The organism is Thalassotalea sp. PP2-459 (assembly GCF_001913705.1).
GTDB classification, from domain to species: Bacteria; Pseudomonadota; Gammaproteobacteria; order Enterobacterales; family Alteromonadaceae; genus Thalassotalea_C; species Thalassotalea_C hakodatensis.
Genome location: NZ_MKQD01000039.1, coordinates 1 through 26,132, shown reverse-complemented (window position 1 = coordinate 26,132; position 26,132 = coordinate 1). Strand labels below are relative to the sequence as shown.

Annotated in this window: 19 protein-coding genes; 6 read left to right on the top strand and 13 right to left on the bottom strand. The window is 40.2% G+C overall.

The features are described 5' to 3' along the window. Window positions 1–7 precede the first annotated feature (7 nt). The 5 genes from BI291_RS09415 to BI291_RS09395 all read right to left on the bottom strand — a co-directional run bounded on the left by BI291_RS09415 (window position 8) and on the right by BI291_RS09395 (window position 3,898). Window positions 8–634, bottom strand: a complete 627-nt coding sequence (locus BI291_RS09415) for an NTP transferase domain-containing protein (RefSeq protein WP_074498507.1) — start codon at window positions 632–634, stop codon at window positions 8–10. Then, window positions 616–1,617, bottom strand: a complete 1,002-nt coding sequence (locus BI291_RS09410; protein WP_074498506.1) for an XdhC family protein — start codon at window positions 1,615–1,617, stop codon at window positions 616–618. The genes BI291_RS09415 and BI291_RS09410 overlap by 19 nt, the downstream gene beginning before the upstream one ends. An 11-nt stretch (window positions 1,618–1,628) precedes the next feature. Then, window positions 1,629–2,111 carry an iron-sulfur cluster assembly scaffold protein gene (locus tag BI291_RS09405; protein WP_175573105.1) on the bottom strand — a complete coding sequence of 161 codons (483 nt, stop codon included), beginning with the start codon at window positions 2,109–2,111 and terminating at the stop codon, window positions 1,629–1,631. A 16-nt stretch (window positions 2,112–2,127) separates the two neighbouring features. Further along, complete coding sequence (locus BI291_RS09400) at window positions 2,128–3,378, bottom strand: aminotransferase class V-fold PLP-dependent enzyme (RefSeq protein ID WP_074498504.1); 1,251 nt, start codon at window positions 3,376–3,378, stop codon at window positions 2,128–2,130. Window positions 3,379–3,514: 136 nt separating this feature from the next. Then, entirely contained in the window at window positions 3,515–3,898 is a 384-nt protein-coding gene (locus BI291_RS09395; RefSeq protein ID WP_074498503.1) for a hypothetical protein, read from the bottom strand. Between the two features lie 470 nt (window positions 3,899–4,368). Between BI291_RS09395 and BI291_RS09390 the strand changes: the two genes are divergently transcribed. The 6 genes from BI291_RS09390 to BI291_RS09365 all read left to right on the top strand — a co-directional run bounded on the left by BI291_RS09390 (window position 4,369) and on the right by BI291_RS09365 (window position 10,408). Beyond that, window positions 4,369–6,783 carry a penicillin acylase family protein gene (locus BI291_RS09390; protein ID WP_074498502.1) on the top strand — a complete coding sequence of 805 codons (2,415 nt, stop codon included), beginning with the start codon at window positions 4,369–4,371 and terminating at the stop codon, window positions 6,781–6,783. An 8-nt stretch (window positions 6,784–6,791) separates the two neighbouring features. Next, complete coding sequence (locus tag BI291_RS09385) at window positions 6,792–7,178, top strand: MAPEG family protein (protein WP_074498501.1); 387 nt, start codon at window positions 6,792–6,794, stop codon at window positions 7,176–7,178. 252 nt (window positions 7,179–7,430) lie between these two features. Then, window positions 7,431–8,624, top strand: coding sequence for a chorismate mutase (locus BI291_RS09380; RefSeq protein ID WP_074498500.1), 1,194 nt, complete (start codon window positions 7,431–7,433; stop codon window positions 8,622–8,624). Between the two features lie 216 nt (window positions 8,625–8,840). Beyond that, the gene (locus tag BI291_RS09375) at window positions 8,841–9,572 is read left to right on the top strand and encodes a hypothetical protein (RefSeq protein WP_074498499.1); all 732 of its coding nucleotides are present in this window, start codon (window positions 8,841–8,843) and stop codon (window positions 9,570–9,572) included. A gap of 24 nt (window positions 9,573–9,596) precedes the next feature. After that, window positions 9,597–10,193: a hypothetical protein gene (locus BI291_RS09370; RefSeq protein ID WP_074498498.1), complete on the top strand. Its 597-nt coding sequence runs from the start codon at window positions 9,597–9,599 to the stop codon at window positions 10,191–10,193. Between the two features lie 38 nt (window positions 10,194–10,231). Then, window positions 10,232–10,408: a DUF3012 domain-containing protein gene (locus BI291_RS09365; RefSeq protein WP_074498497.1), complete on the top strand. Its 177-nt coding sequence runs from the start codon at window positions 10,232–10,234 to the stop codon at window positions 10,406–10,408. Window positions 10,409–10,423: 15 nt separating this feature from the next. On the opposite strand, the gene BI291_RS09360 is transcribed toward BI291_RS09365, so the two are convergent. The 8 genes from BI291_RS09360 to BI291_RS09325 all read right to left on the bottom strand — a co-directional run bounded on the left by BI291_RS09360 (window position 10,424) and on the right by BI291_RS09325 (window position 25,554). Continuing rightward, complete coding sequence (locus tag BI291_RS09360) at window positions 10,424–10,903, bottom strand: thioredoxin family protein (RefSeq protein ID WP_074498496.1); 480 nt, start codon at window positions 10,901–10,903, stop codon at window positions 10,424–10,426. Between the two features lie 6 nt (window positions 10,904–10,909). After that, entirely contained in the window at window positions 10,910–12,049 is a 1,140-nt protein-coding gene (tyrA, locus tag BI291_RS09355) for a bifunctional chorismate mutase/prephenate dehydrogenase (protein WP_074498495.1), read from the bottom strand. Between the two features lie 9 nt (window positions 12,050–12,058). Continuing rightward, window positions 12,059–13,156: a 3-deoxy-7-phosphoheptulonate synthase gene (locus tag BI291_RS09350; RefSeq protein ID WP_074498494.1), complete on the bottom strand. Its 1,098-nt coding sequence runs from the start codon at window positions 13,154–13,156 to the stop codon at window positions 12,059–12,061. A 268-nt stretch (window positions 13,157–13,424) separates the two neighbouring features. Next, window positions 13,425–15,368, bottom strand: a complete 1,944-nt coding sequence (gene acs, locus BI291_RS09345; protein WP_074498493.1) for an acetate--CoA ligase — start codon at window positions 15,366–15,368, stop codon at window positions 13,425–13,427. Window positions 15,369–15,702: 334 nt separating this feature from the next. Next, window positions 15,703–18,261: a glycoside hydrolase family 3 protein gene (locus BI291_RS09340; RefSeq protein WP_074498492.1), complete on the bottom strand. Its 2,559-nt coding sequence runs from the start codon at window positions 18,259–18,261 to the stop codon at window positions 15,703–15,705. Window positions 18,262–18,263: 2 nt separating this feature from the next. After that, on the bottom strand, window positions 18,264–19,418 hold the full coding sequence (locus tag BI291_RS09335) for a sugar MFS transporter (protein ID WP_254849556.1): 1,155 nt from the start codon (window positions 19,416–19,418) through the stop codon (window positions 18,264–18,266). A 211-nt stretch (window positions 19,419–19,629) separates the two neighbouring features. Then, complete coding sequence (locus BI291_RS09330; protein ID WP_074498490.1) at window positions 19,630–22,590, bottom strand: TonB-dependent receptor; 2,961 nt, start codon at window positions 22,588–22,590, stop codon at window positions 19,630–19,632. Window positions 22,591–22,662: 72 nt separating this feature from the next. Beyond that, the gene (locus BI291_RS09325; RefSeq protein ID WP_074498489.1) at window positions 22,663–25,554 is read right to left on the bottom strand and encodes a glycoside hydrolase family 16 protein; all 2,892 of its coding nucleotides are present in this window, start codon (window positions 25,552–25,554) and stop codon (window positions 22,663–22,665) included. Between the last annotated feature and the right edge of the window lie 578 nt (window positions 25,555–26,132).

Here is a 26,132-nt window from a genome sequence, read left to right as displayed (position 1 = left end):
TATTTTATCAAGCTAGATCAGAATTCATAGTCTGAAAATAACGTAAACAGTGTTGAAGTTGCTCTGGTGTATCTAAATCTGCAAATGCTGCTTCTAATGATAAAGAAATAACATTATCGCCATGTTGATTTACAATCGCCTTAGCGCCAGAATCTGGTGGTATGTGTTTAAGTTGCTTAAAGTAATCGCGGGGAAAAATAATTGGCGGCGAAAATGCACCACTTTTACCGCGCGCACAAATGATACTGTTCGATGCTTGTTGCCACGTTTGTTTGGTTAACGCTAAATCTGCAGCTGTTAACTGCCATTGATCAACCAACAGTAACATTACCCCCTTCACCGTTGAAGGCAACGCATTAATCCCTGCTGCTATTGAACTTCCCATACCTTGTTGCCAATTTGGATTATTCACCACATTAACGGGTAAGTGATTGACCGCATCACTGACTTTTTCTGCATAACAACCCACAACTACCAGCACATTATTAGTGAGTGTTAGCGCAAGCTCACACTGCCTTGCAATGAGCTTATTTCCTTGCACTTCAACTAATTGTTTTGGCTGACCCAGCCTTGATGAACTACCGGCCGCTAATACGATTACAGCCAGCTCACTTTCTATTGTTGAATACGCCATGACTTTATCTGACTCGACTGAAATTGATGACTAATAAACTGCTGAATTTCAGCACAAATTGACAACGCGATGGCTTGTGGACTTCGTCCCCCTATATTTAGCCCAATAGGAGCAAAAACTTGTTGTTGTACATCAGATGCCGTTAACGACAACGCATTAAGTAGCTTATCTCGCCGACCTGCGGGACCTAATAAACCAATATAGCCAATATTAGCCGCTAACGCATGCTTAAGTATCTCACCATCATTATTTAAATTATGAGTCATCACAACAACAGCATCAAACCCCTGATAGTCACCAGCATTTGATTGTTCTGGTCGTAATTTACGCTTGGCAAAACAGTGCGCAAATGCTGGTTGGTCTAAATATGCTTGTCGATGATCTTGTAAAGTTACTCGCCAACCCAATTGCTCAATCATAGTAACTAACGGTGCTACATCAGGACCAGCCCCACACACTAATAAAGAAAATACCGGTGTAACCGGTGTGATCAGCCAATCTCCTTCGGGTAATTCGCGCTGAATATTATCATGATCAAAATCGTTGCTAGCCGTAATAAATTCAGCCATCCCTGCACTTTTATCTTCCACTTGCTGACAATAATATCCTGATTGCCTTTGCTGCACAGCCTTGAGTAATGATACGAAATTAAGATGGTTATTTATTTTCGTTAGTGGTTGTAGATAAATATCAATAGCACCGTCACACCCTAATCCTAGACCCCATAATAAGTCAGCATCAGCTTTTAAATCATACGTAAGTAGTTTTGTATGATTTTCTCTTAACACCTCTTGAGCGTGTAAAGCAATATCAGCCTCTAAACAGCCGCCACTTAATAAACCTGTACATTGTCCTTGCGCAGAAATTAACATCATGGTGCCTGTTTTTCGATACGTTGAACCCTTGGTAGCGACGATGGTCGCTAATACATAGTCTTGCTCAGTTGAAAAATTGCCTACAATTTGTAACCAGTTTTCTTGCATGTGTTAACCCTTTAAGGCTGGTCTTGCAAACATTTTAGTGTTTCCATTAAGGTATTCCAAGGCAGTAATGCACATTGTTTTCTAACGGGAAACTGTTGAATCATCAATAGTGGCGAAAACTGCTCTGCAAGCTCCCCTATCATTGAGATGTTCGTAGATAATGCCCCTGTTAACTGCTGAGCCATTAGCATAGCCTCAACTAAAGTTATCCCTTGTGCTTCTTGACACATAATAGATGCAGATGCTCGACAAATAGCACAGCTATCCCCATGAAAGGCAATGGCCTTAATCACTGATAATTCACCTTGATGCTTGATTTCACAACTCACCGTAATTTCATCACCGCAAGCGGGGTTCACACCTTCATATGAAGCATCTGCATTAATTGCCAACTCAAAGCCAACAGGGTGTTTATGATGAGCAAGTAAAGCAGTTTGATACAACTGGTGCTGAGATTTAGTGTGATCTACATGCTGTTTTTTGGTTAAAGCCAAGTGCATAACTCCAACATTAAAGTGCCATCATTTTATGTGCCGTTGTTAAACTAGCCACTAATTTATCAATATCTGAGACATCATTATACAACCCTAATGACGCGCGTATACTTGCGTTAACACCCAATGTTTGATGTAACGGTTGCGCGCAGTGATGGCCTGCACGAATTGCAATGCCATCATTATCAAGTAAGCTGGCAATATCATGGCAATGTACTTTTTTAACTTGAAAACTTACCAAAGTAGGAATTTTCTCCTCGACATCGGTGGCACATCGCTTTATCAGCGGTTGATAAAAGGGTAATTTTTCAAGCTCTGAATGCAAATATCCTGCTAAGTTATCAATATATTGATTAACATCATGCCATGAAATGTCCGCCATGTAATCAATCGCTTCAATTAAGCCAACAATCGCAGCAACATTATGAGATCCCGGTTCAAATTTGAGCGGACCAGCAATAAAACGACTTTGTTGATAACTTACTGACTCAATTACCCCGCCTCCTAATTGATACGGGCGCATGTTATCAAAAAGGTTTCCTTTTGCGTATAAAACGCCACAGCCTGTTGGACCATAAATTTTATGGGCTGAGAATACATAAAAATCACAATCGATTTCACTGACATTGACTGACCCTTTACAAATGGCTTGTGCACCATCAATTAACGTTGGTATACCTTTATTACGAGCAATACGACAGATATTAGATACCGGATTCATCAACCCAAGTACATTAGAGCAATGTGTAATTGCCAATAATTTTGTATCGCTATCAAGCAATGCGGATAAGTTTGCTTGATTGATTGTGCCATCTTTGTTCAAAGGCGCAATTCGCAACTCAACATTGTATTGTTGAGCTAAACGTTGCCAAGGCAGTAAATTAGCATGATGTTCAGCTGCACTGATCACTATATTAGCTTGGTCGCCATCTTGTTTTTCGATAAGCAAAGGTTCAACAAAGCTATATGCCACCATATTAATAGCATCAGTGGTACCATGATTAAACGAGATATTCTCGCCACTTTGTGCTCCAATAAAATGTGCGACTTTCTCGCGAGCTTGTTCGACTCTTTCAGTCACACTGGCACTCAGCTGATATAAGCCTTTATGACTATTTGCATGGGCATAACATTGATAGTGAAACACCGCATCAGCGACATGTTTTGGAGTTAAGCATGTGGCGGCAGAATCTAAATAACAAAGATTAGGGTGTGCGTGTGATAGATAAACTGGAAAGTCGTGCTTCCATGGACTAACAATAGACATGAGTTTTCATTCATTAACGAGCGTAATTTAACGTTACCAACGCTACGCTAAGATAGCAATTCGCTATTTGTAAGTTTTAATGACATGCGTTTCAGTTGTGAAACAACCTTCACACTACACGAAAATGGTTACGGTATTATTTGACCAAACGCATAGGTACAACATCAGGCTTGACTTCTTCTTGAGGGTTTTTCTTGACAGTTTTTGAAGCCGTTACTTGTTTCTCTGGTGCAACAAGTATTTCTTTATGAACCGATTCGCCATTTTGGAAGCGGTGATATGAAATTTCATCTAAGCCAATTTTTTGAGCAAATTGATAAAAGCTTTTAAAGTCATGCTTAGAAAACTCATCATCATCTTTATTCAATAAACCATCAATGTACATTTTATTGCCATTAATATTACAATTTGCAATAGCTTGATATGGCTCACCATACTCATCAACTTTCAATGCACGAACGGCTTTGATTTCAAAATACCAATCGCCAACTTGGATATAACGTGAATGTGTTTGTGACATTTTTATTCTCTACTAAAATACGCCCACACATCAATCTAGATGTGTTGCACTATAAACAAACATGGTCAAGCAAAAACATCTTGTTTGATAAACGATTGAACAACTGACCGAAAAAAGAATTGCGATTGGCGAAATGCCATGTCCTTGCACTATCTATGATTATTACATTGTTTTTAGCTTTCGGCTAACACTTTTTTTACAAAGACAATCGCTCGTTTTTACAGCGTTCTATAATCTCACGATCTAACCGCTGTATTTAACCTGAACTCGGGATAAGAAATTAGCCAATCAACTGAAACGGTAAGCTTTTTTATTTATCAAACTGTTATATCACGGAGTTTTTCCTTATTACTGCGCACTTCCATCAACAACTCAGCCCAGTTAAAGGCGAAGTAAGTATCGTACATTGTTCCTTTCTCACATTTCAGGTACTCTAAATTTATAAGACATTTACCTTTATTTACCTACTGATGAATCGCGTAAAAAAATCTCTCGCTGCCGGCTTACTACTACTGTTATTAATCATTTCGATGGCAGCAACATGGCTATACAGCCAAATAGATGGCTCATTACCACAACTTGAAGGTAAAACAACATTATTTGGCTTAGAAAAAAGCGTTATGATAGAGCGCGACAGTAACGGTGTGGCAACCATCACAGCAGATAATAGGCAAGATCTAGCGCTTGCTACCGGCTTTTTACATGCCCAAGAGCGCTTCTTTCAAATGGACACTTTACGAAGAAACGCCGCTGGTGAATTATCAAGTTTATTTGGTGCCACTGCACTTTCCTATGACAAATCAGTTCGGATCCATCGGTTTCGTCAACGTGCAGAAGATATCGTTCAACAGCTTTCACCTTACGAAAAGATAATACTTGATGCCTACACTACAGGTGTAAACGAAGGTTTAAGACGTTTAAAAGCTTACCCCTTCGAATATTTATTGTTACAACAGCGACCAGTTGAATGGCGTCCAGAAGACAGTATTTTAGCTGTCTTTTCTATGTATTTAGATTTACAACATAAAGATGGAAAGCGAGAAAGAACACTAGGATTATTGCAAACGTTGTTAAATGACAAGGTATATCAATTTTTAAACCCCAAAGGCAGTGTTTGGGACGCCGCATTAGATGGCACTTCATATCAACCAGCACCACTACCAGACACGCCTTGGCCTAGTGCAACATCTTCAACAATTCCATCAAAGAACACCCATTCTTTAGTATTAACGTTAGTTGATGCTTTTAATACACACAAACACACCGAAGCATTACCTGGCTCTAATAATTGGGCAGTTTCAGGCGCTTTATCTCAAACAGGTAGTGCTATTGTCGCTAACGACATGCATTTAACGTTACGTATTCCTAACACTTGGTATCGTGCCCGGTTTATATATCAAGACAATAATGCTACAACCGATATAACTGGCATTACACTGCCCGGCACCCCTACCATGGTTTCAGGCAGTAACGGTCATATTTCATGGGGTTTCACCAATAGTTATGGCGACTTTAGTGATGTGATCGTATTAGAAACCAATGAGCAAAACACTGAGTACCTCACACCAGAAGGTTTTAAACCTTTTATCAACACCACACAAATGGTAGCAATTAAGCAACAACTTTCAGAAGAAGTACAACTTCAAGAAACTATTTGGGGACCTGTTATTGGTAAAAACCATTTAGGTCAATTACTTGCTTATCGCTGGACAGCACACGACTCGACGGCAGTGAATTTAGGCTTATTGAAATTAGAATCGGCTGCAACGGTAAAACAAGCATTTACCGTTGCAGCAAATACCGGTATTCCAGCACAAAATATGGTTGTTGGGGATAAAAACGGTAACATTGGCTGGACAATAATAGGAAAGATCCCTAAACGAAATAAACCCTTTGGTGAAACACCTGTATCGTGGGCGAAGGGTAAGTATCAATGGAATGGATATTTGCCAGCCAAAGATTACCCCAGCATTTATAATCCAAAAACACAACGATTATGGACGGCAAATGCCCGTGTTGTTGGCGGAGATATGCTGAAAAAACTAGGCAACGGCGGTTACGCATTAGGTGCACGTGCGAAACAAATTTCACAACGCTTATTTGCAGAAAACTCTTTCGATGAAACAACACTACTGGATATTGCACTTGATGATAACGCTGTATTTTTAGATCGTTGGCATGAATTTATTATCGATCAGGTATTAACTACCGATATCATTGAGCAATACCCTGATTGGCAAGAAGCAAAAACCTTATTACTCGCAGAAACCGAACTATCGGCAAGTGTCGATTCAGTAAGCTATCGTTTGATCAGAAACTTTCGTTTAGCGCTCCGTGATCGCGTATTTAGTCAATTAGCAGCTAACATGGAAAACATTGATAAGTCTTTTGAAATTCGTTCCATCCGCCATCAATTAGAAATACCGCTATGGCAATTAGTCACCCAACAACCGAATAACTTCTTATGGTTGCCAGATGAAGAGTGGCAGCAAACTTTTATCTTGGCATTTGAGCAAACCTTTCAAACGCTAACGAAAGATCAAGACCTTACTAGCGCAACGTGGGGGCAACAAAATACAGCTGCGATACAACACCCGTTAGCGAAAGGCTTACCACTGCTCTCGAGTTGGTTATCAATGCCAACAACACCCATGCCGGGTGATAGTTATATGCCAAGAGTACAAAGTGCTCACTTTGGAGCTTCTCAGCGTATGGTAGTATCACCAGGCTATGAAGAGCATGGTATTTTTCATATGCCCACGAGTCAAGCAAGCCATCCTTGGAGCCCTTATTTTGCAGTAGGGCATCAAGATTGGCTGGACGGTAAGACATCCCCATTTTTACCTGGAAAAACTAAATATACACTAACCTTGCTAAGTTATTAGGAACCAACATGACTCTTCTCATCAGCTGTTTACTCATTGCCCTATTGTTGCCGTATATTGCTAAATTACCTGTTGCAATTGCGATGCACAAACTTGGAGGCTACAACAACAAGGCCCCAAGAAGCCAACAAGCAAAATTAACCGGGTTTGGTGCTCGCGCATTAGCAGCTCACCAAAATGCCTTCGAATCTGTCATTATTTTTGCGCCTGCGGTTATTTTAGCGATCGCAACTAACCATACTGGAGAACTCATTCAGCAACTTGCTATAGCCCATATTGTTGCGCGCATCTTTTATCACATTCTCTATTTGGCTAATATTAGTACGTTGCGTAGTATTATTTGGGGTATTAGTTTATTGTGCGCGTTAACCATTGTGTGGCAGTGTTTACCGTAATGCATGCCAAAAGCTGGCTTATATAGCAAAGTACAAACGGTTGATGTCAAATAGGTATAAATAAATTGTTGAAAAACACCGGCGTGCTAGCTAAAGTAAACCGATGAACAATATAACACTCTCTTTTATCTTTTTTAGAACCCAGCACTAGGGAGAGTTGTTGTCGTACAGAATTAGCGATAAACCTCCCAAGCGGAGGTTTTTTTATGCCAAGAAGAATCTTTATTATTAGTAACGTTGGAAACACCCCTTATGTCCGTAAGCGAAGAATTAGATCTTAATAAAATCAGAGAACACATAACGCAACTTGATCAAGAATTACTTGCGTTATTTGCAAAACGCCGTTCACTTACGCTAAATGTTGCTAAAAGCAAAGCGCATCAAATTAGACCTGTCCGTGACCAACAACGCGAGCAAGATTTGCTCGTTCGCCTAATTAAGCAAGGTAGAGAATATGGCCTTGATGCCCACTATGTTACCAGCGTTTTTCAAACCATCATTGAAGATTCAGTGTTAAATCAACAGGCTTATTTACAAACACTTGCTAACCCTAACATTGAAATGCCAGCAGTGAGTGTGGCTTTTTTAGGCAACAAAGGTTCGTATAGCTATTTAGCCAGTCACCGTTACTTTTCGAGAAGAGCAGAAAAAATTATCGAACATGGTTGCCAAAGCTTTAGTGAAATTTTACAACAGGTTGAATCAGGACACGCAGACTACGGAATGCTGCCAATCGAAAATACAAGTTCAGGCGGTATCAATCAAGTTTACGACTTATTGCAACACACTAACCTTTCAATTGTTGGTGAAATTACCCAGCCAATTGAACATTGTTTACTTACTGCAGTTAATACCAGCCTTAGCAATATCAAAACGATTTACGCCCACGGCCAACCTTTCGCACAATGTAGTAACTTTCTTGATAAACAAAGTGGCATGCGCATTGAGTATTGCGAAAGCACTGCAGAAGCCATGGCAAAAGCAAATGAATTACAAGATCCAACTGTTGCTGTTATAGGCAGTGAAGAAGGTGGAAAACTGTACAATTTGCATGCACTAGAAAAAGCAATCGCTAATCAATCAGAAAACCATAGTCGCTTTATTTTAGTCGCAAGAAAGCCAATAGAAGTTGCCGAGCAAATTCCTGCAAAAACCACTTTTATTCTTGCTACAGGACAAAAACCTGGCGCATTAGTTGAGTGTTTAGTGATCCTCAAAAATGCCGGTATTAACATGTGTAAACTAGAGTCAAGGCCGATTCAAGGTCGCCCTTGGGAAGAAATGTTTTATATTGATGTAGAAGCAAACCTAAAGCAAATTACCATGCAAGAGGCGATAAGATCGTTAACGTCAATCACAAATTTTATCAAAGTACTCGGTTGTTACCCTATCGAACATATTAATCCAACCAGTGTACCTAGCAGTGCGCTAAACACCAGTTCATAGATATTCTCGTAGGTAATGTTGCATGTTAGCGTGTGAATTTCACGTTAACATGTCACGTAAAAACGACTATTCAAGCCGCTAAACATATCGCAATAAATACTCAATAGTCTTCATACGTAATAAATTTATGAAGAAATTTCAGAGAAGTGCAAACATTTAGTAAAATTCCCGATATACTAAGAAAAACCATATCACGAAACTAACAGGATGGATTAAGTGAAAGTTATTTCTTCAATTATTGTAGTAATTCTACTTCTTTGCGGCGGAGCATTATGGTTTATTGCTGGTGGCTCACTAAATGAATATGTCAAAACACAAATTGAAACTGTTGGGCATCAGGTAACAGAACAAAATGTGACCGTTAGTCAAGTCGACATTCAATTAGCCAAAGGTGCAGGCAGCATTTATGGTTTAAATCTACCTAACCCTAGCCAATACAACTACCCAAATGCATTCACTTTAGGCGAAATCACTCTCGATATTAATATTGAAAGTCTGATTGAAGAACCTATTGTTTTAGATGCTATCGTTATTCAAAAACCTGAAGCATTTGTAGAGTTCACCAAGGAAGGAAATGCTAACATCAAAGAGTTAATCGATACTATCGGAAAAAACTTACCTAAATCACAAGCAGAAGAAGCGCCAAGCACGAAAGCTGAGCCCAAAATAGCGATTAAAAAGGTTATTTTAGCAGGCACTGCGTTATCAATGGATTTATCAGCATTAGGCAATAAAGAACATCAAGCAACATTACCAGATATTACCTTGACCAATATTGGTGGTGAACAAGGGTTGCCTGCGAGCCAATTAGGGAGTGTTATTATTAAAGAAGCGTTGTCTGAAATTTGGCGTCACACCAAAAAAGTACAAAAAGAGAAACTCAAAGACAAAGCAAAAGAAAAAATCAAAGAAAAAGCGAAAGAAAAGTTATCTGAATTATTTAATTAACAACGTTACTGAGAGATTGCTGCAATGAAATACAGTATTTTAATAATGATAATCATTGTTTCTTTGATGATGGTGAACAATTCCGTTAAGGCTTCAGAGTGGGAATTTAGTGCTCATGTGGGTCAATCTTGGGCGCCCGATTTGAACGGTATCAACAATAGCGAAACTATTACCATTGATGACGGTATCAATTATGGTTTAGGAATCGCTTGGTTTGATTCACCAACCGGTATGGGGCAAGTACTTTTTAACCACGTTAAACATGACTTCATTAGCGAGTATGATCAAAGCCAGCAATCACTCGACATTTTATATGGTCACTTCAATGGTCTTGCGCTTTTTAAGCAAGAAAACTACACAACAACCGTATCTCTTGGTTTAGGTGGCGCAGCATTTGAAACTGAACAAAACAATGAGCTCTATCCTTCAGCAACACTTGCTTTAGGTACTCGCTACGAGTTTTCAGATAATCTATCGTTTTTTACTGAGCTTAGAGGTTATGCAAGCTTAGTTGATGAAGACGATAATATATTTTGCCAAGCTGAAAGCTGCCATGCACAATTTGAAGATAACCTTTGGTTTGAAGCAAATGTCGTCATCGGCATTGCTTTTCGATTTTAAACATTATTTATTTCAATTGGTATAAAAGGACAAACTAAATGACTAAAGTAATTGCTGTAATATGCACTTCAATATTACTAGTTGCTTGTGCCCCTGAAGTGGGCTCTAAAGCATGGTGTGAAGCGATGAAAGAAAAGCCCAAAGGAGATTGGACAGCTAACGAAGCTGCCGATTATACCAAGCATTGTTTGTTTAAATCTGACGACGAAGAGTAACAAAAAACACAACGCCTAGGCGTTGTGTTTTTTTATCATCTTATCTATATCATCCACTAATGATTTTCTTGAACGCTCAATAATTCTACCGATTTCTTGGTCATCTACATAAATAACAATCGTTGGTGTAAACTGCACTCCCGCTTTTTTAGCTCGTCCTTTTGCTTCTGTTTTTTGATAATTTAACGCGATCAACTGATGCGAAAACGCTTTATTTACGTCCATAATTTTCAATAACTTCGGCACTTCGCGTTCACTATCATGGCACCATGTACCAAAATAAACATCAAAGTGAGTACTATCGGGCCATTCCCGTATTAATGCCGTTTTTTCCTCACTAAGATGAAATTGGTGGTAACCATTAGAAAATTGCACTTGAGAAGACAGTAACTGTTGCCGTGATATATCGCCCTCTGCCATCTGCTCTGTATCATTTAAGGCACAACCTGCTAACAAACCAATGCTTAAACAACAGCTCAAAAATTGTTTTTTCATGTTATATCAATGTTTTTTTAATTCGTTTGCTTTTAATAACATGGCTTTACTTTCATGTAAAAAGGTTTCTGCATAATCACCAAACCAATCAGAAACCTGATTAAACATGCTGACAAAAGCGGTTTTATCGCCCATTTCTACATCTTCTAATAACTCAAGAAAACGATAAGCAAAACGCTTCATCATGGCAACATTTTCACGGTTTGAAAAAATAATATCCGTATATAAAATAGGATTTTGCGCAAACAATCGCCCTACCATAATCAACTCTAGACGGTAAATAGGTGAACTCATCTCTACCAATTGAGATATTTCAGCGCCTTCAGCCATTAAATGATAGCCATAAGCAATAGTAGAAAAGTGTCTCATTACTTGTACCATCGACATGGCATCATCGTGTTGATGGGCACTAACGGCATGAATTTTAGCTCCCCAAACAGTGAACTGTTCTAATAACCATTGATATTTATCTGGTGAACGACCTTCACATGCAATAATAGTTTGTTTAATCAAACCAGAAACATCTGGACCAAACATAGGATGTAAACCAACCACAGGCCCATTATGCACCTTCATCATTTCAAACAATGGCGATGCTTTTACACTGGTAAAATCCGCTAAAATACAATCATCAGGCAGTTGGGATAACTGTCCAATAATGTTGGTGGTTAACCTTATTGGCACTGAAACTATCACTAAACTAGCGTCAGCAAGTATCTCTTTACTTCTAGGCCAATCGTCATGCTCCAGTATTTCCACCGCGTAATGAGAGCGAGTGAACAAATCAACAAATACTGCACCAAGTTGTCCAGCCCCACCAATGAGGACTACTTTTCTGCAATCAAGGTTTACACAGCGGTAACCACTGGCATCCTGGCTTCGATAAGAATCTCGCATTAATCGACGAAGAATATCTTCTATAAGCTCAGGACAAACGCCCGCTTGCTCAGCTTGCTCTCGACGTTTCATCAACAGCTGAGTTTCTCGATCAGGCGCATAAATTGGCATACCTACTTGGCTTTTCAGCGCACCAACCTTACTGGTAATCGTACGACGCTTTGCAAGAAGCACAACTAATTGGCTATCTACCTCGTCTATTTGGTCTCGTAAAGCCGTAAGCTCAACAGTGATGTCTGGTTTATCCATAACTATACTTTATTGAATTCTCGTTTTTAAAACAGTGGCTAATTGATCAACACTTCGCATAAGCAATGCTTTTGTCGTACTAAAATCAATACATGCATCAGTCACTGAAACACCATATTGTAGTTCCGTTTTTGGTAAATTTGCGCTTTGATTACCTTCATTTAAATGACTTTCAAGCATAATACCAATAATAGATTTATTGCCATTAACAATTTGTTCAACCACATCATCAGCGACAATAGGTTGACGACGATAATCTTTGTTTGAATTACCGTGAGAACAGTCTACAACGATACCTGGTTCTAAGTGATGTTTTGCTAATTGCTGTTCACAAAGCGCTATATCATCTGCTTGATAATTCGGTTTCTTACCACCTCGTAAAATAACATGACCATCAGGGTTACCCGATGTTGTAATTAAGGCAACTTGCCCTTGCTGGTTTATTCCCATGAAACGGTGTGCTGATGCAGCAGATTGCATCGCATTAATTGCCACATCTAAACTACCATTTGTACCGTTTTTAAAGCCTATTGGCATTGATAAACCGCTTGCCATTTCGCGATGTGTTTGCGATTCAGTGGTTCTTGCACCAATGGCAGACCAGCTAAAAAGTTCCGCTAAATACTGGGGGCTTATTGGATCTAGTGCTTCAGTTGCCAAAGGCAAACCTAAATCCGTTAGATATAACAATAGTTCACGTGCTTTTCTTAAGCCATTTTCTACATCGAATGAACCATTCATATGTGGATCATTAATCAGGCCTTTCCAACCTACCGTTGTCCTTGGTTTTTCAAAGTAAACACGCATCACAATATATAAGGTATCTTTATATTGATCATGCAGTGTTTTTAGCTGTTGAGCATATTCTTTAGCAGCTTCAACGTCATGGATAGAGCAAGGACCACTGATCACGAGAAAACGATGATCTTTTTTATGAATGATATTAGAAATATCTTGTCGTGCATTAATGATAAATTCTCGGCCCTTTGTTGACAGCGGCAATTCTTCGCGAAGCTGCTCAGGCGTTAATAACACTTCTTCAGCATTAACATGAATATTGTTTAGTGATCCCTGGGGGCTTATCACCTTTGATTTAAGTTCAGACATTTTATGTTCCAGATAATTTTAACAGCGAGTTTTATAAGAATAATACATATGTGCTAAACAGCTCGCCTAGCGGCAGAAAAACACAAGACAACAAAGTCAACCTATACTAAAAAATATTACCAACTCAACTGTAAAGTTTTGTTTACTCAATTTGTAATGATATTCTTACATGTTATTTTTTGTCTGGCAATCTATTTCTCATTTTCAAACTTAATTTTAAGCAAAAAAAAAAGCGCCCTTAAGGCGCTTTAGTTCATACGATACACAATTAACCATGAACAATACGATTATCTATTAGATTATCAACAACAGCTGGATCAGCCAATGTTGAAGTATCGCCTAAGGTTCCAATATCATTTTCGGCAATTTTACGTAAGATACGACGCATAATTTTGCCGGAACGGGTTTTAGGTAAACCCGGTGCCCACTGAATATAATCTGGTTTAGCAAAACGACCTAACTCATTAGCAACAAATTCAATAAGCTCTTTGTTAAGTTCAGGAGTTTCAGTAGCACTGGCCATAAGTGTTACATAGGCATATACCCCTTGCCCTTTCACTTCATGTGGATAACCAACAACCGCCGCTTCGGCTACTGCAGGATGAAGTACTAATGCACTTTCAATTTCTGCTGTGCCTAAACGGTGCCCAGAAACATTCAAAACATCATCAACACGACCTGTTATCCAATAAAAGCCATCTTCATCACGTTTGGCACCATCACCGGTAAAATAGTTACCTGGATATTGACTCAAATAGGTATCAATGAAGCGTTCATGATTGCCATAAACACTACGTAATTGCCCCGGCCAGCTGCCCGTCATCACTAATAAGCCTTGGTTTTCACCTTCAAGGGTATTACCGTCTTTATCAAATAGTGCAGGTTTTACACCAAAGAATGGTTTTCCTGCGGCACCTGGTTTCATATCAACCGCGCCAGGTAATGAAGTGATCAATATCCCTCCAGTTTCAGTTTGCCACCAGGTGTCAACAATGGGACAATTAGATTTTCCAACCACTTCATAATACCAATGCCAAGCTTCTGGGTTAATTGGTTCACCTACGGTGCCCAATAGACGCAAATCAGATAAATCATATTTAGTCACATAATCATCACCTACACTCATTAAGGCGCGAATTGCCGTTGGTGCGGTATAAAAAATATTTACCTTGTGTTTTTCACATACTTGCCAAAATCTTCCAGCATCTGGGTAGGTTGGTACACCTTCAAAGACAAGAGTAGTTGCACCATTTGCTAAAGGTCCGTAGAAAATATATGAATGGCCAGTGATCCAGCCAGCATCAGCTGTACACCAATAAATTTCACCATCTTTATAATCAAACACATATTTATGTGTCATTGCTGCGTACAATGAATACCCGCCGCAGGTATGTAATACCCCTTTTGGCGTACCTGTTGAACCCGAAGTGTAAAGAATAAACAGCGGATCTTCGGCATCCATTTCTTCTGGCTCACATACTGCTGCTAGATCAGCTACGGCAGCCTGATACTTAACATCAATTGCATCATTGTAAGCAACATCACCGCCCGTACGTTCAACAACAATGACTGAATGTACGTTAGGGCAATCTGCAATGGCTGCATCGACATTAGCTTTTAATGGAATAACACGGCCACCGCGTAAGCTTTCATCTGCAGTTATCACAACTTTACAATCAGCATCATCAATACGAGCGCGAATAGATTCAGTTGAAAAACCACCAAACACAACAGAGTGAACAGCACCAATGCGTGCACAAGCAAGCATTGCGTAGCCAACTTCAGGGATCATTGGCATATAAATGCACACACGATCACCTTTTTCGACACCGCGTGCTTTTAATAAATTTGCAAAACGACATACATGATCATGCAATTCTTGATAGGTAACTTTTAAATCTTCTTCGGGGTTATCCCCTTCCCATATAATCGCCACATCATTTGCCTTTGTGGCAAGGTGTCTATCGATACAGTTATAGCTGACATTCAGCTTGCCACCTTCAAACCATGTTATATCGCCCGATTTCAAGTCAACTTTGCTTACCGTATCAAACGGTTTTGACCAATCAAGGAATTGATTAGCTTGCTCTGCCCAAAATTCATCTGGTTGGTCGATTGATTGTTGATACATTCTCTCGTAGGTTTCTGTATCAATATGCGTATGTGCCTTGGCACTGGCAGATACAGGATAACGACTCTTTAGTTCTTGCATGATAAGTCCTTCGTAAATATAACTTGAGATATTCTTGCTTTCTACTAACCGCCTTCGCCATTAGTAACAATTGTATTTTTTATAAGTGGCAACATCATATAGCATGTAAATCGTTTCGCATACTCAACTAAAGTCGAATAGCGCTGAATACACGATAAACAAAATAGGTCGCCCTATGCTTACATTATCACCGTTGAGCACAATTGACAACGCTGTCATTTGTTGTGTGAATGAACCTATTTAAATGAGGTAAAATCGAAGAGTCAAGTTGTAGGGGTTAATGTTTTAAGGAGGAAGCGCTTTATGGCTTTATCATAAAGCGCCTAATTAACAATTACTGACAACTAACTGCTTGATCTGTTTCTTTTATCGAACGGTAATCAATATTGCTAATTGACATACTATTACTACCAGCGACTAACAGAGCAAAAGGGGAAACAATCTGGCTAAATTTAACCCCTTGTTCTGCAAAACATTCTAAAGGAATAGCTATATTCTTCCATGTATTTAATGGTAAATGATTAAGCGTTTTATCGATCTTGACGTTGCCAGAGCAACTACCTCGCTCGTCGCCAATGCTTTCACAACTTAATTGAACCTTAGCGCTCTTTATCTCTCCGCTATTTCGGCGCATTGATATCACAAGGTAATTACCGGCTTCATGTGCGGCGGTTAAATCTTCTCGAAAACCATTACCAGTTGTCATTGAAAGACCTGCAGATGTAGCGTCGCTACTCGTTAAGGTAAAAGCATCTTCTTGCACGTTACGATCAATAGTACGGTAGGTAACATGAGTCAATGACGCAGTACTAGAGTTAATAACTTTCTGATCATCACCATCTATTAAGTTTAATTGCCATAACTTAGATACTTGTCCATTAAATAAATTAACATAGCTTTGATCAGCGCTGACCTTAGCCGATTGTTCATTTAAGTTATCTGAAAGTAAGCTTTCTTCACCATAGCGTAAGCCAAATCCATAAGGTAGTAGTGGTTCGTTATCCTCATCAAAACGATTAACTAGCTGATCAGCTGATTTCGGCCAAGAGAACGAAAGCTTGCCCTTAAAATCATACTGAACTTGTCCTTTATCGTCGGTGAGCAACACATCAGCAACAGCTTTACCTTCTGAGCCTGGTAACCATACGGCGACAAAAGCATCACTTGCATTAAGCTCTGCATTTACCCACATCGGACGCCCACTAATAAACAAAGAGACGACCGGAATATTTTGTGCTTTTAGCTTTTTCAGTAACGCTAAATCACTTTTTATGCCGCGCTGATAGTCTAAATTTGAACGATCGCCATGTCCTTCTGCATAAGGTTCTTCGCCGAAAACAACAACGGCAACATCCGGCTTTTGACTAAATTCACCTTGCACATTTAGCTCAACACTTCCACCGGCTTTTGTTACCTGCGATTTAATTCCTTGATAAATCGAACTTCCGCCGGGAAAATCTTCATTGGTGTTGTTTGTTCCCTGCCAAGTGATCGTCCAACCACCTGATTGCTTACCTATGTTATCTGCGCCATCGCCTGCAACTAAAATATGTTGGCTAGGTTTAAGTGGTAAAATATTGCCTTTATTTTTAAGTAGTACCAATGACTCTCTTACTGCTTGCTGAGCAACAAGGCGATGTGACTGCTGACCAATTAATGCTGTTTTACCAGAAAATAAACGATTTTTAGGACTAGGTTTGTCAAATAAACCCGCTCTAAATTTTACCCGTAAAATTCTACGTACCGCATCATCAACTCGTGAATGTGCTATCACACCTTCTTTAACTTGTTTAATGGTGTTTTCCAATAACGGCTTCCAAGCATCGGTAGGCACCATATAAATATCTAAGCCAGCATTAACCGCTTGAGGGCAATTATCATTGGTACAGCCTTCAATTTGGCCATGGCCATTCCAATCTCCAACCACAAAACCATCGAAGCCCATTTGCTCTTTTAACACATTGGTGAGTAAGTATTTATGACCATGCAGTTTTTTCCCATGCCAGCTGTTGAATGACGCCATGACTGATTGAGCACCAGCCGTAAGGCCACCAACATAGCCTTGGCCATGAATATCAAACAGCTCTTGTTCAGTGGCAATATTATCACCTTGATCATCACCGCCAACCGTACCACCATCACCAATAAAATGCTTAACCGTACTGATCACGCGATCATCACCTAAGAAATCTTTCCCAGCATGACCTTGCAGCCCTTTAACAATGGCATATGCGTATTTTTTAACAATGTCAGGATCTTCAGAATAGCCTTCATAGGTTCTTCCCCATCGATCATCTCTAACCGTTGCTACTGTTGGTGCAAATACCCAATCAATACCTGTTACCATGACTTCAGTCGCGGTTATTTGTGCAATTTTTTCAATCATCGCGGGGTTATTCGCAGCACCAAGACCGATATTATGGGGAAATAATGTCGCGCCTATTACGTTGTTGTGCCCATGTACGGCATCAGTACCCCACATTGTTGGAATAGCAATTCCATCAATGCTGTCATCAATCGATGCTTGGTACATTTTTTCTGCTAATACGATCCAATCTTGCGGAGTTGAGTGTTTTTCATTATTGGGAAAAGAGCCACCACCATTTAAATATGAACCAAAGCCATAACGACGCATATCTTCAACACTGATATCTCTTATTTCCGGCTGGATCATTTGCGCGACTTTTTGTTCGAGCGTCATTTTTGACAATAGTGCTTCAACTTTTTTTTCTATAATAGGGTCTTGTTTAACGTCAGAAACAATTTCAGGCCAAACTTCAGCAGCTTTACCTTTATCAACGTATTGTTGTTGCTCAGTTTTATACGCTTGTTGGCAAGCACCAAGCAAACTAATGCATGACAGCGCCACACAAGATTTTAATAACACATTCATAATTATTCCTTAACTCCTTCAACTTGAGTAGGCACTGAGCCCTTAACACCATAAAAAGCAATATAGATATAACAAAGCAACGGTAAGAAGAATGCTAACTGTAAACCTATAGCATCAGCCATCATTCCTTGCAGTAACGGTACAATGGCGCCTCCGACAATAGCGAGACATAACACGCCAGAACCTCGGCTTGCATGCTGTCCTAATCCGCTAATAGCAAGACTAAAAATGGTTGGAAACATAATGGAATTAAACAGCCCAATGGCCAGCACTGACCATTTTGCGATGTCTCCAGAAGAAAAAATAGTTAACAATAACAGTACAATGGCAGCAACAGCATTAAAGGCAAGTACTTTACCCGCGCTAATGTGTTGCATCACAATGGCACCAACAAAGCGGCCAATCATGGCGCCACCCCAGTAATAGGCAATTAAACGCGAGGCTTCAGCTTCCGTTAAACCAGCAATAGTTGGATCGTTTAAATAACTCACAAGAAAACTGCCAATCGCCACTTCAGCACCGACATAAAGGAAAATGGCAATGGCACCTAGTTTGAGGTGCGAAAATTTAAGGGCATCAGCATAATTTGCAGTGTTTTGTTTAACCGTTCCTAAATTCGGCAAAGTTAATTTTGCAAAAATTCCCGCCAGTAAAAGCAACGCTGCAGCAAGTAATAAGTAAGGCAACTGTACAGCAGAAGATCCAGACTCTGGGGTTATCTCTGCGCCAGAAAAAATAAGGTATGCGCCAAAAAATGGGGCTAATGTCGTGCCTAACGAATTAAACGCTTGGGTCATGGTTAAACGCGACGGTGCGGTTTTAACAGGCCCTAATACGCTGACAAAAGGATTTGCTGATACTTGTAATATGGTGATCCCTGCGGCCAACACAAACAACGCAATTAAAAATAATAAATACACTTCCATTGACGCTGCGGGATAAAATAATAAACAACCACATGCAGCTATACTTAATCCGGTAACAATCCCTTTTTGATAACCAATTCTTGCCACTAAATTTCCCGCAGGAATCGACACAATGAAATAGGCACTAAAAAAGCAAAACTGGATCAGCATAGCTTGAGTGTAAGACAGTTCAAATGCGCCCTTTAAATAAGGAATTAAAATATCATTTAAACAAGTTATAAAACCCCACATAAAAAATAATGTAGTAAGAGAACACAATGCCCAAGTGTTGTTACTCGTATCTTGTGGTGGTAATTGCTCTGTTACAGGCTTTGCTGATACCGAAAACTCAGCCATAAAGCACTCCTTCATCTGTTGTTATCAAAGAATTTTCAAAAATTCACGAGGACTTCTCGTACAATAAAAAAGTTCGGCGGAGACCCTCCGCCGAACAACCACCATCTTATTGAAAGCTATATCGAACACCGACTACATAACGAGGGCCATACTGACGAGCAAATAAGAACTGCTCTTCATAACGGCCAAAACCTTGTTCCGTTTCGTTATTAATATTAATGCCTTCAAAAAAGACGGTTGTTTGCTCATCGATGTCATAATTGACGCTTAAGTCCCATTGGCCAAAAGCTTTTGCAAACTGTGGAGGGTTATCGGAAGAGCCTTCATTTTGCCCAACACCAATTAAGTACTCGTCTCGCCAAGCATACGTTGCTTTAACAGACAAGCCATGTTTCTCGTAGAAAGCCTGAAAGTTTGCCGAATCGCTTAGACCTGTTAACGGGGTTTGCTGGGCTAAACTATTCACGTCAAACTCAACATCACCATCGACAATTGTGCCATTGATGCCCAAGCCAAAGCCGCTTTCACCAAATAAATGCTGAAAGGCAACTTCAAAGCCATCTACCGTCTTAGTATCAGGCGCATTAAAAGGCCGACGAATATCCCAAGAAATTAGCGGATCATCTGATGCAGGTGTTAAATAACCTTGCTCATTTAATGGCGAACCATTGGCTTGTATTTCAGCAAAAATAGCATCATTGGTTGCTTGCTCGCCACGCGATTCAATATCAGCTACCGCTTGATTCCAGCGAGGGCCTAAATAAATGTCGTGAAAACCTTCAATGGTTGTTGAGACAATTTGACTGCCTATAAAGTTTTCCACCTCTTTACGGAAGTAACCCACAGAGGCATAACTGGCCTCACCGTAATAATACTCAAGGCTTAGATCAAAGTTAGTTGACTCAAATGGCATTAAATTGGTATTTCCTTCGCCACCATTTCGCGAGCCAATTTTTGGACTGCCAGATAAACTTCTACCGCCGGCTAAATCGCCTAAAGGTGCGCGTGTAATGGTTTTACCCCATGACACACGACCGACTAGTTCGTCAGTCAAATCAACTTTTACATCGATCATAGGTAAGAACACATCATGCTCACCGGTTTGCTCTAAAAAGTTGGCGTCACCCGGTAAATACTGAGTATGCCATTCACTACCACCCTTCCACCACACAGTGGTTGGTACAGGTTGTAACACATGACTAGTCACTTCGGTTTCTTCATAGCGAACGCCAATATTTACTTGTACCGGAAATTCAGCAACATCAAATTCCCATTGAGACTGCAGATAAATACTTTGGGTTTCTTCTTGTACTGAACCTTGAGTAATCGTACCCATATCATGGTAAGCAGTCGTGGCAAAGTAATCATCGCCACCAAGCACTTCATTGGTTAAGAATGCTTCTGAGCGAGCAACCACTTCGTCAAAATCAAAGGTGTAATAATAGTTAGGGGTTAAATTAGCGCCGCCACTACTAAACGCATCCAGAAAGTTATCCGTGCTATTGCGTACAAACATGCCATCAGGAAACATTTCAGGCCATGATGGGTTAAACAAGAAGCCACCAATCAATCCACTCCATGCATTAGAGCCACCCATGGTTTGATCGGTATACGCGCCACCAAATTTCACTTGTACGAGTGGAATATCAAATACGTCATTTTCCCATGTACCATGTAACTGCACTTGTTCAATTTCAGACTTACCTGGCGAATGGATAAATTGGCTAAAGTGTGAATCTATTTCACCTGGCGCGAGTTCTGTTGTACCGTTATTCCAATAGATTTGTGCAAGCGGGATATCACCATTGCGATAATCATAGGTTTTCGTGGTTAACTGATCTGAGCCCAACACTAGGGAGCCAAAACTACCTAACCCTTCATCACCGCCATTATCTATATCGCTAGATGAGTCATGGTAATCAAGCACCAAATTGAGCGTGTCAGTGATTTGCCAATCAAAATTTACCCCAATTGACTCCTCTTCTACATCAGTGGTGCCTCGTGATGCGGTATAAGAGCCATCATTACCGCTAATGTCGGCATAGACAACGGTACCATTGTCATCAATTTCGTAAGCATTAATATTACCGCCGTAATCATTCCATAACCCCCAACCGATTGAGTTTACGCCGGTTGTGGCTTCTGTACGCGTGTAATCTACAGAAACAATCAATGCATCAATTGGCATATATTGCACAACGACATGACTGTTGGTTCTATCGCGTTCTACGTTTTCAATACCGTAGTTCATATCGCGCGGAAAGAAGTGATTTCCAATGCGATTTCCTTCATCATCAATCGCACGTGGATCGACCACCTTGTCGTCATCTAAATTTGTTGGTAATGCAACATTTGCTTGCCACCCTTGAATGTTAGCCAGTTGTTTTTGAAAGTCACGTTCATGATGTGTAAAGGAAAATGCGACCCCTAGCGTATCATCTAAAAACGTATTGGAATATAAGGCTGAAAATTCTGGTGTAACATCACTGCCTTCTTCGTTTGAACTATCGTGAATTGCTTTCGCTGAAAGACTATAACGCTCTCCAGGACTTGCCAACGGCTTACGGGTGACAATATTTACCGTTGCACCTAAACCACCACTGGGATTTTCAGCCCGTGCTGTTTTGTAAACTTCAAGTGCTGACACACCGTCTGAGGCAAGGTTTTCTAAACTATAAGAACGAGTATTACCCGTACCCGGCATTTGACGACCATTTAAGGTGATCAAGTTAAAGTCAGGACCAAAACCCCGTACCGTAATTTGACTACCTTCACCATTACTTCGACTAACAGATACCCCCGTTAAACGTTGTAATGATTCGGCTAAATTAGTGTCTGGAAATTTACCCATTTCTTCTGCTGAAATAGCGTCCACAACGCCCGACATATCACGTTTAACATTCATTGCCCGTGTTAAGCTGCCTTTAATACCTTTAACTTCAATAATTTCTACTTCATTGCTTTTTGAAGCAGCATCTTGCGCGAACACTATTGGACTAGTTGTTGTCGTTAACATAGCGGTTAGTGCAAGTGCGATTGGTGACTTTGTAAAATTTGTAATGTTCATTTTTACCTACTTATTCAATAATTTTTATTGATTTGATTATGCTTAAACAATCAAATCGTTAATGTCCAAGCGTTACGACGTTTTTACAGCTCGTTGCAAGTGCTGCTTATCACTTGTTGTTATCGCTAGATCTAGCGATAACAACATTGTGTGATTAGCGAAAACAACTGGGGTTGCGCTAATAACGTCAAGTAACTCAAAGGTAAATGAAGGCAACAAATCATGTTCATTTGTTGCACGGTAATAAAGCGAATTTGATGTCAATGATATTGTTTGTGTTTGTGCTTGCGGGACACTGCTAGGGTCATAAATCATGACATTATCCAAACGATATACTGCACCTTCACCACTGCCCCATGCAGGGAAAACCATGATCACGTCAATTTGACTAATATCAAGCCCTGCATCGAATAAATCTTGAAGTGAAAACGTATAGGTTTGCCATTGACCAACAACGGGTGCGACACCCTCTTGGCTTGCTGTCAGTTCAAGTTCAACAGCCGTTGTAGTATCTCCTGCTTCTATTTTAAACAGCCACGCCGCGCTACTATCGTTAGGCGCGGACTCTACTTTCATTTCAAATTGCACCACACCGTTTAGCAACAAACTTGACGCATCTAAGTACACATCGTCGTCAGCCATAATGCCCATAACAGTCGGTGTTGCACCAATAACAAATTCTGCCGTTAAACCATGTTCAGTATCATCATTTTCAACGGTTGGTGTTGTACCGCCACAGCAGTCCCAAATTGACCACTGCTCTAAAGCTTGATCAGCGAAAAGTACATGGCCACTAAAGCCAGATGTCGCATTAGGATCGTACATTTTCACATTATCGACACGATATATCGCGCCTTCACCACTCCCCCAGGCAGGAAAAATCATCAACACATCAATTGCGCTAACATCTAACCCTGCATTGGCTAAGTCCGCCAAGTTAAAAGTATATGTTTGCCATTGACCTGTTGTAGGTACCACACCTTCAACGCTGGTAGATAATTCGACTTCTGCCGCAGTTGATGCGTTATCACTTTCTACTTTGAAAATCCACGCAGCATCAGCTACATTTGGTGCAGAAGTCACTTTCATATCAAATTGAATAACGCCGTTAGATAAAATAGCACTGGCATCAAACGGTTCAGGTTCAACATCAGGTGTCGTTATAAACTCAGCACGCGACGCAAAACCCATTACGGTCGGCGTAGCACCGATAGAAAATTCAGCGACAGCACCATGAGCATCATCTTCATCAATCACGACCAAAGGCGTTGAACCACCGCAGCAATCCCATAACGGCCAACTTGCTTTTGCTTCATCAGTAAAAACAGTAAATGATGGCGCTGAGATTTCTGCACCGATAGTTAAATTTGCGACACGATACACCGCTCCTTCACCACTGCCCCATGCAGGAAATATCATCACCACATCAACAGCACTAAGGTCAAGACCGGCATCAGCAAGTGTTTGCAACGAAAATGTATAGGTTTGCCATTGGCCTGCAACGGGTGAAACGCCTTCTATACTTTCAGACAATGAGATTTCCGCCGCAGTACTAGCGCCTTGGCTTTCAACTTTCAACAACCAAGGTGCATCAGCAGTATTTGGTAATGATACGGCTTTCATCATAAAGCTAAGTGTGCCGTTTTCTACAATAGGGCTGGCATCAAAGGGTGATGGTTTACCAGCAGGATCGGTAATAAATTCTTCACGTGAAGTAAAGCCATTTACTGTTGGTGTTGCCCCTACCATAAATTCCATCACATCACCTTGATCAGCATCTTCAACAATCATAGGTGTTGAACCACCACAGCAATCCCATGCGGGCCAATTTACATTCGCAGTGCCATCAAAAATAGTTAAATTTTGCGGTACTCCTGTAGAAGGCGGCGACGGAATTGGCGCCTCACCCTCCTCAAGTGCATCATCTAAACTGTCATAACCACCACGAACCGTTTCACAACCTTTGCCAGTGTCTGGGTTTTGTTGACATTGAAACACACGTACATAATCAATCTCAAAATGTTGACCATCCGCAAACGCTGACGCATCAATACCTAAATTATTGACATTCTCTGGCCAATCACCACCAACAGCTAAGTTGAGTAATAAGTGAAATTCTTGATCAAACGGCGAATTATCCCAATGTGTTGTTAACTCACCACTACCTTGATCAAAAAACTCAGTAAACCAACCCCGATGAGATAAACCAACTGGCTCATCTTTACTATTATACCTTACCGTTGAACGTCGCTGTGTTTGATATAAGTAATCATCAACATACCAACGAATTTCACCTTCTTGCCATTCTATCGCATAGGTATGAAAGTCATCAGCAGGATTTACACCCGCAGGTAATTGATACGCCCTACCGCTAGAGCTATTGTCTGGCCAATCTTTACCATAATGAAGTGTGCCATGCACATTGTTTTCTACTTCACCATCAGCATTAGTTACTTTTAAATTAACCGCTTCCATAATGTCTATTTCACCGGATTTTGGCCAACCACCATAAAATTCATCTGTGGGTAACATCCAAAACGCTGGCCAACTACCTTGCCCGCTCGGTAGCTTTGCTCGAACTTCAAAACGACCGTATTTAAAATCACCTTTATACTTAGTATTTAACCGTGCTGATGTATATGGTAAGTCAGCACTTTCTTCAGCAGGTAAAGCGACGATATGTAAAATACCGTCTTCAATGTAAGAGTTTTCTGGATTGTCGGTATAACATTGCTTCTCGTTATTACCACCACCAACACAGTTAACTTCATGGTTCCACTTTTGACTATCAATGGCACCAATATCAAATTCATCATTCCAGACCATTTCCCAATCTGAAACGGGTTGTGTCGGTTCAACACTGGTTGAAGTGGTGCTTGTTTCTGCACCACCACCGCAACCTATTAAGGCTGCTGCAGCTGTACTTGCAAGCAATGTTTTTAATGTTCTTATCGTTGTAATCATATTGTCATTTCCACGTTAGACAAAGCAGGCTTTTCATTCGTGTTTCTATTTAGCATAGTAAACCGAACGTCTCCCCCACCAATTTAGTGACTTTGTTTTTATTTATCTTGCAGTCACATGACTTTGCTAATTTAGGCTGTTGATTAGTACGCACTAATCAACACTAATAGTGGAATAGGCAAGAAATAGCCACAATAGAAATGCGCTATCATGGGATTAATTTGCGAGTTAATTAGGTTGTTGCGATGAAAGGAGATATTTTTACGACAACATGAGACAGTATTACAACATGTATTGAACAGCGTAATATTAATCAAAAGGAATTAATCGGTTAAGATGAAATACGCTTATCAAAAATGGAAGTACCCTAGTCATTGAAAGCGTAAACACGGCGACCACAGAGAGCTGTAACACTCCCTTAAAGCAAAAATTTCAAAAAAGGCTGCAAAGGCAGCCAATGAAGGTGATGTTGTAATTGATAATTTTAGAGCGTGTTGATCTTTGCTGTTTAAGTTTTGTTCAAATTAAACGCCTTCTGATCGCGGCACTTGGATTATTGCATAGTCATTCTATGGTTA